The sequence below is a fragment of the Ruegeria sp. AF7 genome, from assembly GCF_056541885.1.
This window is the reverse complement of the sequence record NZ_JBQFYX010000001.1, coordinates 126,942-141,153: the sequence shown is the minus strand read 5'-3', so window position 1 is coordinate 141,153 and position 14,212 is coordinate 126,942. Positions and strand designations below refer to the sequence as shown.

General features: G+C 58.3%; 11 protein-coding genes. 4 read left to right on the top strand and 7 right to left on the bottom strand.

Going from position 1 to position 14,212, the window contains the following annotated elements; translation table 11 throughout:
- Nucleotides 1-44: 44 nt before the first annotated feature.
- Both ACR0AP_RS00700 and ACR0AP_RS00695 read right to left on the bottom strand, forming a co-directional pair.
- Nucleotides 45-1,367: a PQQ-like beta-propeller repeat protein gene (locus ACR0AP_RS00700; protein WP_480504669.1), complete on the bottom strand. Its 1,323-nt coding sequence runs from the start codon at nucleotides 1,365-1,367 to the stop codon at nucleotides 45-47.
- 44 nt (nucleotides 1,368-1,411) lie between these two features.
- Nucleotides 1,412-2,083: a hypothetical protein gene (locus ACR0AP_RS00695; protein WP_480504667.1), complete on the bottom strand. Its 672-nt coding sequence runs from the start codon at nucleotides 2,081-2,083 to the stop codon at nucleotides 1,412-1,414.
- A 225-nt stretch (nucleotides 2,084-2,308) separates the two neighbouring features.
- Between ACR0AP_RS00695 and ACR0AP_RS00690 the strand changes: the two genes are divergently transcribed.
- A complete protein-coding gene (locus ACR0AP_RS00690) occupies nucleotides 2,309-3,535 on the top strand; it encodes an efflux RND transporter periplasmic adaptor subunit (RefSeq protein ID WP_209503480.1) in 1,227 nt (408 codons plus the stop codon).
- On the top strand, nucleotides 3,532-7,311 hold the full coding sequence (locus ACR0AP_RS00685) for an efflux RND transporter permease subunit (protein WP_480504665.1): 3,780 nt from the start codon (nucleotides 3,532-3,534) through the stop codon (nucleotides 7,309-7,311). The genes ACR0AP_RS00690 and ACR0AP_RS00685 overlap by 4 nt, the downstream gene beginning before the upstream one ends.
- A 147-nt stretch (nucleotides 7,312-7,458) precedes the next feature.
- Here the strand turns inward: ACR0AP_RS00685 and ACR0AP_RS00680 are convergent, their stop codons facing one another.
- Genes ACR0AP_RS00680 through ACR0AP_RS00670 form a run of 3 tightly spaced genes read right to left on the bottom strand, consistent with a single transcriptional unit; the run spans nucleotide 7,459 to nucleotide 11,074 of the window.
- The gene (locus ACR0AP_RS00680; protein ID WP_480504663.1) at nucleotides 7,459-7,752 is read right to left on the bottom strand and encodes a DUF2147 domain-containing protein; all 294 of its coding nucleotides are present in this window, start codon (nucleotides 7,750-7,752) and stop codon (nucleotides 7,459-7,461) included.
- Nucleotides 7,753-7,809: 57 nt separating this feature from the next.
- Entirely contained in the window at nucleotides 7,810-9,633 is a 1,824-nt protein-coding gene (locus tag ACR0AP_RS00675) for an ABCB family ABC transporter ATP-binding protein/permease (protein WP_480504661.1), read from the bottom strand.
- Nucleotides 9,634-9,691: 58 nt separating this feature from the next.
- Nucleotides 9,692-11,074, bottom strand: coding sequence for a LysM peptidoglycan-binding domain-containing protein (locus ACR0AP_RS00670; RefSeq protein ID WP_480504659.1), 1,383 nt, complete (start codon nucleotides 11,072-11,074; stop codon nucleotides 9,692-9,694).
- A gap of 127 nt (nucleotides 11,075-11,201) precedes the next feature.
- Between ACR0AP_RS00670 and ACR0AP_RS00665 the strand changes: the two genes are divergently transcribed.
- Nucleotides 11,202-11,753: an LOG family protein gene (locus tag ACR0AP_RS00665; RefSeq protein WP_267366848.1), complete on the top strand. Its 552-nt coding sequence runs from the start codon at nucleotides 11,202-11,204 to the stop codon at nucleotides 11,751-11,753.
- Nucleotides 11,754-11,857: 104 nt separating this feature from the next.
- Here ACR0AP_RS00665 and ACR0AP_RS00660 read toward each other — a convergent pair whose 3' ends face one another.
- A complete protein-coding gene (locus tag ACR0AP_RS00660; RefSeq protein ID WP_480504657.1) occupies nucleotides 11,858-12,736 on the bottom strand; it encodes a metallophosphoesterase in 879 nt (292 codons plus the stop codon).
- A 4-nt stretch (nucleotides 12,737-12,740) separates the two neighbouring features.
- Complete coding sequence (locus tag ACR0AP_RS00655) at nucleotides 12,741-13,340, bottom strand: superoxide dismutase (protein ID WP_209503468.1); 600 nt, start codon at nucleotides 13,338-13,340, stop codon at nucleotides 12,741-12,743.
- A gap of 100 nt (nucleotides 13,341-13,440) precedes the next feature.
- Between ACR0AP_RS00655 and ACR0AP_RS00650 the strand changes: the two genes are divergently transcribed.
- Nucleotides 13,441-14,202 (top strand): FkbM family methyltransferase, encoded by a 762-nt coding sequence (locus ACR0AP_RS00650; protein ID WP_480504655.1) that lies wholly within the window; start codon nucleotides 13,441-13,443, stop codon nucleotides 14,200-14,202.
- Nucleotides 14,203-14,212: the final 10 nt, after the last annotated feature.

Here is a 14,212-nt window from a genome sequence, read left to right as displayed (position 1 = left end):
TCTACTTTCAAGACTCAAGTTGCGCCCTTTAACGCATCTTGCCGTCAACGGAAAGCGTGTAGATCACCTTTGGTCGAAACAACATACAGCGTCTGCCCGGCCACAACAGGGGATGCTGTTGCGCCTCCGGGAACTTCAGCCTGATGAACCAGTGTTCCGTCAACTGGATTGAAGAACCGCAGAAACCCGTCGTTGGACGCAACCACAATACGACCCCCGGCCAGAATTGGGCCGTAATGCGCAAAGATCGGTCCCCGGCGGCCACGCTTGTCCTTGACGAAGCCCGGCAGATCCTGCGCCCAGATGACAGACCCGTCCGCCGCGTTCAGACGCACCAGCTGGCTGCGATCACTGATCAGGAAGATGCTGTTGCCCGCAGGCCAGACCGTATCGACCGCACCTTCGTCTGCTGTCCACTGGCGCTCACCGGAAGCGGCATCAAATGCGACGGTCCGGCCCGAGTGATTGCCGATGTAGATACTGTTGCCGACAACCATCGGACCGCCAGTCACATCGACGATTTGCGCCGCGGCGCGCCCGCGACGCCCCCCTGCAACAGACGCGTTCCAGCGGCGGATACCACCGCGGCGGAAAGTGGCCGCCACGTCACCCGAGCCAAAGGCAAATACCGCCAGATCAGATGCGATTGCAGGCGCAGGCGCACCCAGAACGTTCCCGACGCTTGGTGTGCCTTCGAATTGCCAGGCTATGCGTCCGTCCTTGGTGTTTACAGCCCAGCCGGTTTCGTCTCCGGCCACAACGTATAACAGCCCGTCGTTCACCAGCGGTGCGCCGCTGCCAGTCGCTTCCAAGCGTTTTTGCCAGCGCACAGAACCCGATTTGGCGTCCAGCGCAGTCAGCCGACCGAACCCTGACGACACATAAAGGACGCCGTCGGCATAAGCCAAGCCACCACCTGTTGCGTCCGAGTCGCCATCACTTGGCGGGATCAGATCGGTTTCCCATGCCAACTGCCCCTGCTGGGTGACCGCTGAAACCGTCGCCCCTGAATCCAGTGTAAAGATCAATCCGCCCGCAACCACCGGCTCGGCGGTAATGCGCTGCTTGCGCGAGTCACCCTGCCCGATCGAAACTGACCAGATCCGCTGTGGCGTCGCGCGCAAAGCGGCATGCGTGGTCCGGTACGCGGGCGTTCCCGGACTTTGTGACCAGTTGGCGTTGACCTGTTGCCCCGGCAAGCTGATCGGTTGCGAGCCGCGCTTTTCGACCGTTTCCAGATCTGAAACAGGGCGAATATCCTCGCGTTCACCGGGCAGAATGGCTTCGGGCGGCTCACAGGCCGCCAATGCGGTCAGGGCCAGCGCCGCAAAAGGCATTCCCGTGCGGGAAAAAAATCTTTTTACCATGATACTCCGAACTCGCCTGTCGTTAAGTTTTTTGTCCCGCCTGGTCAGCCTTGCTGCGCCACCAAAGGTTCAGGTTCGCCACCCAAAGCAATGATCATTTGCGCGGCGCGCTGTTGCAGGTCGATACCCACCTCGGCATCCTGCCGCAGTGCCTGCAACCGGTCCAGCGCAGCATCGACATTGCCATCGGCCACATCAATCAGGGCCAACTGCTCTTCCGCCAGCAACCGCAGCGGGGCTCCGGGGGCTGCCAACGCCTCGAACTGCTGGCGTCGGTCGGCGGCTGGCAAGGTATCGCCTTGCAACAGCAGCGATTTGAAGCTTGCAATCGCGCGGTAAATCTCGGGCAGGTCGCCCTGTACGGCCACCGCGTTAAGGCTGTTGACCGCGTCCTCTCGGGATCCGGATTCGATCTGTGACGCGGACAGCAACATATCCAGCACGGCTTTCCCGCCCGGTGACATCGCCTCTGCCTGCGAAAGACCTGCAGCCCTTGCAGCCGGGTCATTTTCGGACAACGCAGCAAGAATCGTGTCACCCAATTGCTGAGCTTGCGCCGTGGCCCGCGCCTTGCGGTATTCATTGAAAGCCGCACCGCCTACGATCAACACGACCGCGACGACGCCCAGCCAGCCCCAGCGACGCAGCAGCAGATAGATCCGGTCGCGGCGCACCTCTTCGGTGACCTCATCAATGAAACTGTCAGTATCGCTCATCCAAGCCCCCGGGCTGTCAATCTTGTATAAGTGCGCCATGTCATACCCCGGCACCAACGCCAAGCCAAGGGTCCGATTTTGCACATTTTGACCGCTATGCTTCCCTCTTGCGAAAAAAAGAAAACCGAACTATTCAGTTCAGTATGGAAAAGATGCCGAACAAACCCCATTTCAAGGCGTAACAGCCCAAGTTTTAATGGCGCAGATTCTTAGGAGAAACACTGTATGCGTTTGATTTCTTTCATCAACGCTCTTCTCGTGATTGTTGCACTGTATTTTTTGGTGTTTGAACGTGACACCTTGTTCGCCTTTGCCGGGCGCGGTGAAGCTGGGGAAGCGACACAAGACGAAGCAGCGGAAACCGATAACTCCGATATCTCTGCAGTGGGTGTTGTCGCCCTGCGCTCGCAAGCGCGTGAAATTGACAGCGCCGTGCTGCTGCGTGGTCAGACCAAGGCGAACCGGCAGGTCGAAGTGCTTTCGGAAACCACGTCCACCGTTATCTCTGAACCTAAACGCAAAGGTGCGTTTGTTGAGGCGGGTGATATATTATGCGAGCTTGATCCCGGCACGCGCCCGGCGCAACTGGCCGAAGCCATGGCGGGCAAACTGGAAGCCCAGAGCCGCATACCCGAAGCCGAAGCACGCCTGACAGAGGCACATGCGCTTGTGGCCGAGGCCGAGATCAACCTGACAGCCTCGCGCAAACTGGCTGAAACCGGCTATGCGTCGGAAACCCGTCGCATCTCCAGCGAAGCGGTGATGAGCTCAGCGGAAGCCGGTGTGAAAACAGCCGAAGCCGGACTGGAAGCCACGCGTGCAGGCATCGAAGCAGCCGCAGCAGCAGTCGAGGCCGCACAGCGAGAGGTTGGCCGCCTGACCATCAAAGCCCCCTTCAAGGGCTTGCTGGAAAGCGACACTGCAGAACTGGGCAGCCTGATGCAGCCTGGATCACTTTGCGCGACCGTCATTCAACTGGACCCGATCAAGCTGGTCGGCTTCGTGCCCGAGACCGAAGTCAATCGGGTGCTTGTTGGGTCCGAAGCCTCGGCAACACTTGTGACCGGTCGGCAACTGGGGGGGCGGGTCACGTTCCTGAGCCGGTCCGCGGACGAGACAACACGTACATTCGAGGTGGAAATCACCGTTCCGAACCCCGACTTGACCATTCGCGACGGTCAGACGGCGACAATCAGCATCGCCGCCGAGGGCGCGAAAGCCCACCTGCTGCCGCAATCGGCGCTGACACTTAGCAACGAAGGGCAATTGGGTGTGCGCACAGTTGGCGCAGGCAACGTTGTTGACTTCATGCCAGTCCGCATCCTGCGCGACACCGCCGAAGGTGTCTGGATCGACGGTCTTCCGGAAACGGTTGATATCATCGTGGTCGGGCAGGAGTTCGTGATCCGCGGTGTTACCGTTGCACCTACTTATCGGGAAGCCTCGCAATGACGGGTATCGTCGCATGGGCCGCAGGCAGGGCCCGAATGGTTATGGCGTTCATCGCCATTTCACTGGTCGTAGGCGGCTTTGCCTATGTCTCGCTTCCGAAAGAGGGTGAACCGGATATCGAAATCCCTGCCCTTTTCGTTTCGGTGCAGTTTCCTGGGATTTCAGCGGAAGACTCGGAAAACCTTTTGGTCAAGCCAATGGAGACCGAACTGGCGGATCTCGACGGGCTCAAGGAAATGACGTCGACTGCGGCCGAAGGCTATGCCGGGGTCGCGCTGGAGTTTGAATTCGGCTGGGACAAGACCTCGATCATGGCGGACGTGCGCGATGCCATGAACACGGCCCAGGCTGATTTCCCTGAAGGTGCGGAACAATACTCGCTGACGGAAATCAACTTTTCCGAATTCCCGATCGTCATCGTCAACCTGACCGGAGCTGTTCCGGAACGCACAATGGCCCGTGTCGCCAAGGACTTGCAGGACGAGCTTGAGGCGCTGGATTCCGTTCTCGAAGCGGGTATCGCGGGCAATCGTGACGAGTTGCTTGAGGTCATCATCGACCCCCTGCGGCTTGAAGCATACAACGTGACCGCGGCCGAGTTGATCAATGTCGTACGAAACAACAACCAGTTGATCGCAGCGGGCGAAGTCGAAACTGCCCAGGGTACATTCTCGGTCAAGATTCCATCGTCGTTCAAAACGGCGCAGGATGTTTATGGCTTGCCGATCAAGGTCAATGGCGACCGGGTTGTAACGCTGGGTGAGCTTGCGCAGATCAACTACACATTTGAAGATCGCGAAGGTACCGCCCGCTTCAACGGCGAGGCGACCGTCGCGCTGCAAGTTGTCAAACGCAAGGGCTATAACCTGATCGACACCGTTACGCAGGTGAAAGAAACCATAGCTCAGGCCAAGACCAAATGGCCGCCCGAGCTTCAGGCCGCGGTCGAGCTTGGAACGTCGAACGACCAGAGCCGCATTGTCGGTTCGATGGTCAGCCAGCTTGAAGGCTCGGTTCTGACCGCAATCGCTCTGGTGATGATCGTGGTTCTGGCCTCTTTGGGTACGCGGGCCGCGCTTTTGGTGGGCTTTGCAATTCCGACCTCGTTCCTGCTGTGTTTCGCATTTCTGGCGGTCATGGGCATCAGTATCTCGAACATCGTTATGTTCGGCCTCATTCTGGCCGTGGGGATGCTGGTCGACGGTGCCATCGTGGTGGTGGAATACGCAGACAAACGCATCAAGGAAGGCGTCGGCCCGATGCATGCCTATGTCGAGGCGGCCCAACGTATGTTCTGGCCCATCGTATCCTCGACCGCGACGACGCTATGTGCCTTTCTGCCCATGCTGTTCTGGCCCGGTATTCCGGGTGAATTCATGGGGATGCTGCCGGTCACGCTGATCTTTGTTCTGTCGGCTTCGCTGATTGTGGCGCTGATCTACCTGCCGGTCATGGGAGGCGTTTCGGGGCGTCTGAGCCGCGTTTTTGACCGGTCTTCGAACTGGCTCCGGGCGCGTACCCGGTGGTGGGTTCGGGCGGTGATGGTGCCCCCGTCGCTCTACATGATTTTCCTTGGCGCAATGCAGGTTCTGAACCCTGACTATCTGCTGCCCGGAGGAGTGGTCGCCGGTGCCCTGCTGTTCCTGTTCGGGGCCTTTGCCGGGTCTGTAACGCTGAGCGCGGCCAAGTTCGAACGAGCGGAAGAAGACCACGTCCACACCGCTGACGAACACACACCTTTCGGACATGTGATCGGGTTCCTTGTCGGCAACCCGATCATGCCGATTGTGTCGCTGGCGGCAGTTTTCTCTGCCGTGTATTTCGTGACCTTCGTCTGGTTCCCGCAGGAATCCCGAGGTGTCGAATTCTTCGTTGAAAGCGAACCGGAACAGGCAACTGCTTACGTCCGTGCCCGTGGCAACCTGTCACTGGCTGAAAAAGACGAGATGGTGCTGCAGGCCGAACAGATCATTGGATCTCATCCGGCAGTAATCAACGTCTTTTCCTTTGCAGGCGAAGGTGGTCTGAACCAGAACACCGGCGGTGCGCAGGCACCAGCGGACACGGTGGGGCGCGTCCAGTTCGAAATTATACCATGGGAAGATCGCCCGAACGTTTCGGAATCCGCTTTGTGGGGATTGTTTGAGCGCCACTTTGTGGCTCCAGAATTTGATGGCGATTACGTAATCGACGATCTTAACGACAAACTTGCGACAATACCCGGTATCGTTGTTGAAATTCTGGCATTGGAACAGGGCCCGGCCTCGGCCAAGCCCGTTCACCTGCGCATCAAGGGGGATGGTTGGGACGAGCTTACATCGGCCACCGTCACCGCGCGCCAGGTCTTTGACGAAACGCCGGGGCTGATCAAAACCGAAGACACCCTGCCCTTGCCGGGCATCGACTGGCAGATCGACGTCGACGTGGCCAAGGCCGGCCGGTTCGGTGCTGATGTGGCCACCGTCGGTGCCATGGTGCAGTTGGTAACACGCGGCATCCTGCTGGGTGAGATGCGCCCCGACAGCACGGATGAAGAGATCGAGATCCGTGTCCGATTGCCGGAACAGGATCGCGTGCTGTCGACATTGGACACGCTCAAGGTCCGCACTCCGGACGGGTTGGTTCCGCTGTCGAACTTCGTGACCCGGGAACCCGTGGCGAAACTGGCCCAGATCAACCGTGTCGACCAGCAACGTTATTATGACGTCAAGGCGGATGTCGAACCGGGGCTGAGCAAGGTTGTGACCAAAGGGCCGGACGGGAAAGAAGAACGTCTGGCCGTAATGCGTGAAGTGACCGACGGTTATACTCCTACCGGCACCGTGCTAGACGGCGACGGTGGAAAGTCCTACGAACTGGTTCAACTGACCGGTGCAGAGAGTATTGATCAACTGCGTAGCGTGATTGACGCAGGAGACGCGCAGTTCGCCCTGATCAACCCGAATGAGCGGATCGCAGTTCTGACCGAATGGTTGGAAACCAGCCCCTTTGCCAACTCGATCAGCTGGCAATGGACCGGTGATCAGGAAGAGCAGGAAGAATCCGGCGCATTTCTGGTGAACGCCTTCATGGGCGCATTGGGGCTGATGTTCGTGATCCTGCTGGCCCAGTTCAACTCGTTCTACAATTCGGTGCTGGTGCTGTTGGCGGTTGTTCTTTCGACCACCGGGGTTCTGATCGGCATGATCGTAATGGAGCAACCCTTCTCGATCATCATGACGGGCACCGGTATCGTTGCGCTGGCAGGAATTGTGGTGAACAACAACATTGTTCTGATCGATACCTATCAGGAATACAGTGCCTATATGCCGAGGATCGATGCAATCGTCCGCACTGCGGAATCCCGCATCCGCCCGGTTCTGCTGACTACGTTGACCACGATGGCAGGTCTTACCCCGATGATGTTTGGGCTTTCGCTGGACTTTATCAACGGCGGCTATTCCATCGACAGTCCCACCGCCCTGTGGTGGAAACAGCTGGCCACAGCGGTTGTCTTTGGTCTTGGCATCGCCACTGTTCTTACACTGATCGTGACGCCGTCGCTTCTGGCACTGCGTGTCTGGGTGACAACTTACGCTGTCTGGCTCAGCCGCGGGCTTGCCCGTGTGACTGCGGGGCGGTCCAGTCAGATCGCGCAGGACATGGCTATTGGCCGCTCGGCCCGCAAGCTCCAGGCGACCGAGATTGTGTGGGATGAGCCGTCACAATCCGAGACCCGGCCGCGAGACGAGCCTATAGATCAGGTTCCGGGATCGCCGCTAAAAGCTGCAGAATAAGGATGAAAGGACCGGGATTCCCGGTCCTTTTCGTTTTCTGCCGTCACAGTCGGGACCAGGTCTGGTGCGCGCAAATCGCATGTTCACAGCCTTTGACCATGAGCTTGTCACCTTGCAACGTCATCTGTGGAACAGCATCAACGTCGATCAGGGGAACCCAGAACTCACCCCCGCCGTATTTTCCACCGCCTTCGCTGGACACATCCCAGAACAGCTTTTCCCGATATTCGGCGTTTGAACTTCTTTGCCCGATGAATCAAAAGCCGAAAGTATCGTGCCGCAGAACTTGTCCGCGCAGGCGGATATCTGGATATGCGAGATCAGGTTCTTTCGATCAGGCTCGGTTTTCCAAACGCCCTCGATCGGGTCAGCCGCGACCATAGCCGGAAGAAGAACCGCAACAGCGACAGGTACTATTCGTCTTGCTAATCCATTGATCATGGCGTTCCCCTTCATGCACGGCGCATCCTAGCACATTCCGCGGGCAAGATGAGCCCCTCAGGCGGCCTCACTGTCCGACTGCTGGCGGTTCCACAGTTGAGCATATCGCCCAGACCGTGCCAACAGCTCGTCATGTGTGCCCTGTTCGATGATCTCACCGGCCTCAAGAACAACAATCCGATCAGCCTCGGCAATGGTGCTGAGGCGATGGGCAATCGTGATCACGGTCCGCCCTTCCCCTGCGTGCGCCAGCGCATCCTTGATGTCCTGTTCTGTGTCGGTATCCAGGGCCGAGGTCGCCTCGTCCAGCAACAGGATCGGAGGGTTCTTCAGCAATGTCCGCGCTATGCCAACACGTTGCTTTTCGCCGCCGGACAGTTTCAGACCGCGCTCACCCACCATGGTGTCGTATCCGTCGGGCAGCGATGTGATGAAGTCATGAATCTGGGCGGCGCGGGCTGCGGCCTCGACATCCTCCGGGGTGGCATCGTCGCGCCCATACGCAATGTTGTAGCGAATGGTATCGTTAAACAGCACCGTGTCCTGCGGCACAACGCCGATGGCCGCGTGCAGGCTGGTCTGGGTCACATTCCGCACATCCTGCCCGTCAATCTTCAGCGCGCCTTTGGTCACGTCGTAAAACCGGAACAAAAGCCGCCCGATGGTCGACTTGCCAGACCCGGTTGCCCCGACGATTGCGACCGTCTGCCCGGCAGGAACCATCAAGGAAACACCCTTTAGGATTTCCCTTTCAGGGTCATAACCGAAATGCACATCGTCAAGTGTGACCTCACCACCATTGACCGCAAGGTCGGGTGCATCGGGCTGATCGGTGACTTCGGCAGGTTGTTCGAGCAGATCAAACATCTGCCCCATATCAACCAGCGATTGCCGGATCTCACGATAGACCGTCCCCAGGAAGTTCAGCGGAACGGTGATCTGGATCATGTAGGCGTTGACCATGACAAAATCGCCCACGGTCAGGTTTCCATTCTGAACGCCAATTGCTGCCAGAACCATGACTCCGATCAGGCCGCAGGTGATCAGGAAGGATTGGCCGAAGTTCAAAAACGCCAGCGAATAGGCGGTTTTCAGCGCCGCCCCGGCATAGGCTTTCATCGACACGTCGTAACGTGCAGCTTCGCGCGCTTCCGCGTTGAAATACTTGACGGTTTCGAAGTTCAGCAAACTGTCAATGGCGCGCTGATTGGCTTCGGTGTCCTGGTCGTTCATCTCACGCCGCAGCTTTACCCGCCATTCGGTCACGGCAAAGGTGAACCAAATGTAAAGGCCGATGGTGACGGCGACGACGACCAGATACCAGACGTCGAACAACCACATCAGGATGATCGCTACCAGCAACAGCTCAAGGATCAGCGGCCCGATTGAGAACAGCAGGAAACGCAGCAGGAATTCAACGCCTTTGACGCCCCTCTCGATGATACGGCTCAGCCCGCCGGTGCGGCGCGAGACGTGATAGCGCATGGAAAGGTTATGGATATGTCTGAACGTCTCCAGCGCCAGCGCCCGCAAGGCCCGCTGTCCAACAGGGGCAAAGGCGGCGTCCCGCAATTGCTGGAACCCAACCGTCATCATGCGCGCCACGCCGTAGGCAACCGTCACACCCACTGCGCCCAGCGCTAGCGGCGGCACGCCTTCACCTGCCAATGAGTCAACGGCGCCTTTGTAAAGGATTGGGGTATAAACCGCGATCAGTTTGGCCAAAACCAGCATCGCCATGGCAATAACCACGCGGCGCTTTACCCAAACCTCGTCCTGCGGCCAGAGGTAGGGCGCGACCTTGCGGATTGTGCGCCAGCCTGAACTGCGCCCGCCGCTCTGCACCCCGTCACTCGAGGCCATCGGAGATGTTCGTCTCATCACGTACCTTGTCTGCGGTCAGAGAAAGGCTCTGGCCCGCAAAGGGCCAGCGCGTTGATTATTCCGGTATCGTAAAGATTTGCCCCGGATAGATCAGATCCGGGTCGCGGATCAAGTCGCGGTTGGCTTCGAACAGGCGCACATACAGGATGCCATCACCAAAGCGGTCACGCGAGATCGCCCACAGCGTGTCGCCCCGCTGCACAGTGACCGACCGGATTGCCGGGGCATTGTCCTGCGCGGCCGTTCCGTCACCGCCACCTGATGCTGCTTCCAAAACTTCCACAGGCTCGCGTTTGAACGGGGTTTCGACCCGGCTGAGGACCTTCCCGTCCGTGTTCACCGCGTCAACACGCAACGTGTAAACACCGGGGTCGATACCGTCCAGATCACTCCGCCAGGATCCATCCTGTTCCGGAGTGAGGTCGGCAACCAGACGATTGTCCAGATACACCCTGATGGCCGCGCCGTCCTGTACTCGCCCGGTCAACTGGACATCACCGGTCTCAGAATACCCGATGGTATCCAGCGCGACCTGTTCCGGCGGGGTATCCCGAACCACGGGTGGCTGCACGAGTTCAACGCCTTCTTCGCCCGACCGCAGTACCGCGATCTGCTGACCCGTTTCAGATGTCTCTGCCGACTGGTCGGCAATCTGCGCTTCGCTGGGTTCTGGCGCGGTCGCCACAGGGTCTGATGTTTCGGTCTCAGCTTGGGTTTCGGTCTCTGGATCGACAACCGCCGAGGCTATCTGTTCTTCAGCTTCGGTTGTTTCGCCCTGATCGGCAGCATCAGGTTTCTGCGCAACCGGCTCTTCTTCGACCGGCTTCGGCAGAGCGGCGATCAGATAGTCGTCAGACCGGGTTGTTTGCCCGCCGTTTTTGCTGTGCAGGATTAGCCCCTGCGCGGCATCGCTGAAGGGGATCGAGACGAACTCGGCGAACTGCCCGCTGCTGTCCACCGTGAACGTGTGCACGGTTTCACCGTTCAACAGAACTTCAATCTGGCTGCCCGGTTCGGCGTCACCTGACAGAAGCGCCGTTCCATCTGCTTCAACAAAAATCTGATCTAAAACCGGGGGGGCCGTGCGTGCCGGTGCATTCTCTTCCGATTGAGCCGCCGCAGGTTCAGTATCTGGAACAACATCTGTTGCCGCAGCCGTATCTTCGACAGGTTCAGCGGTTGGTGCCTCATCCGGTGTTACGGTGGCCTGCTCAGCTGGTTCTGTTGTGGCGGTTTCTGCGGGCGCTTCGGCGGCTTGTTCCTGCGGCTGCGTGGCTGCAACGGACGCGGGTTCCTGCGGTGCATCCGCCTCAGGCTCTGGCGCTTTGGTGAAAGCGCCGGACAGATACAAACCCCCAACGCCCAGCACGGCAACCAGACCCGCAATCACACCCCAGACAAAATTGCCCGAGCTTCCGTTTCCCGATTTGGCGTCCATTGTTTTCCTTTCACCCCGCCGTACAAAAGCTTTGTCTTCAAAAGCCTTCCAGCGGACAGTTGAGCCAATCTATCAATCCCGCTATCAGGGGTCAAAACCTCTGACACAACCCCGGAGCGTCTCTTTCATGTCTCAGAAATCCGTCTGTGTGTATTGCGGGTCACGCAATGGGGCCGAGAAGGCTTATTCTGAAACCGCACGACAGTTTGGCAGCCTGCTTGCGCAGGAAGGCTGGCGGTTGGTTTACGGTGCCGGAGATGTCGGGCTGATGGGCGAAGTCGCCCGGGCCGCGCAACAGGCCGGTGGCGAGACCTTTGGCGTCATTCCGGTGCATCTGGTCAAACGAGAGGTCGGCAAGACCGACCTGACCCATTTCGTGATCACCGAAACCATGCACGAGCGGAAAAAGGTCATGATCATGAACGCTGACGCCGTTGTTGTCCTGCCCGGTGGGCCGGGATCACTGGACGAGCTTTTTGAAGCGCTGACCTGGCGGCAGCTGGGCCTGCACGACAAACCCATCGTCATCGTCAATGTGAACGGCTATTGGGATGCGTTGAAAACCCTGTTGCATCAGGTGATCGGGCAAGGCTTTGCTGATCGATCACTGGGTGACTTTGTCATTTGGGCTGAAGATGCAGAAACAGCGATGACGGCCCTGCGCGACAAGCTGCGGTAAACCCGGCAGGTCGCGAAAGAGTCTGACCGAAAGCAGCTGTGCATCGTTGCCGCACATATGCGGGCAAGACATTGGGCTGGTCGATTTGGTGAAGCCTCAGGTCTTTAGGCAGACAGTTCGATAACCGTGATCTCGGGGGTTACACCAAATCGAACCGGAAGGATGGAACATCCGATTCCGCCGGACACAACCAAATCACGCCCGCCTTCGCGCACATGCCCATAGGCATATCTGTTGCCGTATTTGGAGGGCACGATCGGCGACCAGCCAAACAGACGAATCTGACCGCCATGCGTATGACCGGATAGCGTCAAAGCCACCCTGTCGGGCACTTGAGGGAAGATGTCGGGCTCATGCGCCATCATCACAACCGGGGCATCATCGGTGATTTGCGCCAGTGTCCCCGACAGATCATCCAGCCCCTGCGGTTTACCGTTGCGCCAGATCGCAAGCTGATCTTCAAGACCCGCCAACCAGAAACCAAGAGCTTCTAGCTTGATGGCGGTATTCGACAAAACCGTAATTCCGCTCTGCTCCAGCGCATCGACATATTGGTTGGGGCCAGCACCACGGCGCTGCGCCTGCCGGTCATCCCACCAGTCGTGATTGCCAAGTACAGCAAAGACGCCGTTCTTGGCCTCAAGGTTGGCAAGAACCGGTGCCAGATCTTTCATTTCGACAGGACGCAAAACGCCTTTGTGGCTTGCGAAGAAATCACCCAGAAGCAGGATCATATCCGGCGCAAGCGCATTCGTACGCCGTACCACCTGTTTTATTCGGTCCAGCCCGACCAAAGGTTCGCCCAGATGCAAATCTGCCAGTACGGCAATCCTGAGCGGCGGCGCAGTCCAATCCTCTCGCCGGACGCGCCATTTTCGCACGCGTAGCCGCAGGCCGGGTTCGATGAAAAACCCGTAGACTGATGTGATTAGGCCTGCCAGCGTCACCGCCAGCAGGCCCTTGATAAACCGGCGTCGGTTCAATGACTTACATCCGCGACGCGACGTTTTCCCAGTTCACCAGATTGTCGAGGAAGTTCGACAGATAAGCCGGACGTTTGTTGCGGAAGTCGATGTAGTATGAGTGTTCCCAAACGTCACAACCCAGCAGCGCAGTCTGACCAAAGCAAAGCGGGTTCACGCCGTTTTCAGTCTTGGTCACGGTCAGCGAGCCGTCAGCATTCTTGACCAGCCACGCCCAGCCCGAGCCGAACTGACCGGCACCAGCGGCGCTGAACTGCGATTTGAATTCATCAACCGAACCAAAGCTTTCGGTCAGAGCTTTCTCAAGCTCACCGGGCATGGCGTTATCGCCGGGGCCCATCATTTCCCAGAACTGGTTGTGGTTCCACAGCTGGCTGATGTTGTTGAAGATACCGTTCTGCGCGACGGCATTTGCGTCGTAGGTGCCAACGATGATCTCTTCCAGCGACTTGCCGTCCCATTCGGTGCCGGCGATCAGTTTATTGCCATTGTCGACATAGGCTTTGTGGTGCAGATCGTGGTGATATTCCAGTGTTTCCGCGGACATACCCTTGGCTGCCAGCGCGTCATGTGCATAAGGAAGATCAGGAAGTTCAAAAGCCATGTCGGCCCCCTGTTTAAATTTGAGTTGCGGTTCCCAAGGTTAAATGCTTTGGCAGCCGCCGCAGGTCAAGGGCCGAGACAAGAAAACCCGGAGGCAAGCGATGCTGACACAGGCGCGCAAGATGTTCTACCGCGCCCGCGGTTACTATGCGGGCAACCTGAACGGCGAGCCGTTTCGTCTGGACCCTTATCATTCAAAGTTCTGGCGTAAAGCCTCCACTGGCCAGTGGGAGCCTGAAACCTTTGCCGTGATGGACCGGTATCTTTCGCCTGAAAGCGATTACCTGGATATCGGCGCATGGATCGGGCCCACAGTTCTTTATGGTGCGCGCAAGGCACGCCATGTCTGGTGCTTTGAGCCCGACCCCACGGCGTTCCGCCATCTGGCCTGGAATCTCGATCTGAATGACATTAATAACGTTTCCGCTTTGGGTGTCGCGCTGTCGGATAAGTTCGGTGTCGCCCGCATGGCCTCGGTTCGTGGCGAACCCGGGGATTCTACCAGTTCCCTTTTGCACGACGGCGCGCACGGAACCGATGCTCTGACGATTGCCTGGGATCAGTTCGCCGCAGTGAACGATCTGTCCGCCGTGTCTTTGGTGAAGATGGATATCGAAGGCGCTGAATTTTCGGTGCTGCCGACGCTGGTGCCCTGGTTGAAGCAACAGCGTCCTGCCCTATATCTTTCAACACATGCAGGACTGTTGGAGCCGAAGACACGACTGGATCGTATGGAGGAATTGGCTGAGCTTCTTACATTTTACCCGACCTGCCAAACCAGCGACACGACCGGAACCGGATTACAGAGCTTTACCGAGGCTTCGGCACTCTCCGGGTTCAAAACTTTTTTGCTGACCGGCTGAAACCCTTGAC

Bases quoted from the DNA above. Each gene is read 5' to 3' on its own strand.
- ACR0AP_RS00700 (WP_480504669.1), bottom strand. From the start codon at position 1,367: ATGGTAAAAAGATTTTTTTCCCGCACGGGAATGCCTTTTGCGGCGCTG.
- ACR0AP_RS00695 (WP_480504667.1), bottom strand. From the start codon at position 2,083: ATGAGCGATACTGACAGTTTCATTGATGAGGTCACCGAAGAGGTGCGC.
- ACR0AP_RS00690 (WP_209503480.1), top strand. From the start codon at position 2,309: ATGCGTTTGATTTCTTTCATCAACGCTCTTCTCGTGATTGTTGCACTG.
- ACR0AP_RS00685 (WP_480504665.1), top strand. From the start codon at position 3,532: ATGACGGGTATCGTCGCATGGGCCGCAGGCAGGGCCCGAATGGTTATG.
- ACR0AP_RS00680 (WP_480504663.1), bottom strand. From the start codon at position 7,752: ATGATCAATGGATTAGCAAGACGAATAGTACCTGTCGCTGTTGCGGTT.
- ACR0AP_RS00675 (WP_480504661.1), bottom strand. From the start codon at position 9,633: ATGAGACGAACATCTCCGATGGCCTCGAGTGACGGGGTGCAGAGCGGC.
- ACR0AP_RS00670 (WP_480504659.1), bottom strand. From the start codon at position 11,074: ATGGACGCCAAATCGGGAAACGGAAGCTCGGGCAATTTTGTCTGGGGT.
- ACR0AP_RS00665 (WP_267366848.1), top strand. From the start codon at position 11,202: ATGTCTCAGAAATCCGTCTGTGTGTATTGCGGGTCACGCAATGGGGCC.
- ACR0AP_RS00655 (WP_209503468.1), bottom strand. From the start codon at position 13,340: ATGGCTTTTGAACTTCCTGATCTTCCTTATGCACATGACGCGCTGGCA.
- ACR0AP_RS00650 (WP_480504655.1), top strand. From the start codon at position 13,441: ATGCTGACACAGGCGCGCAAGATGTTCTACCGCGCCCGCGGTTACTAT.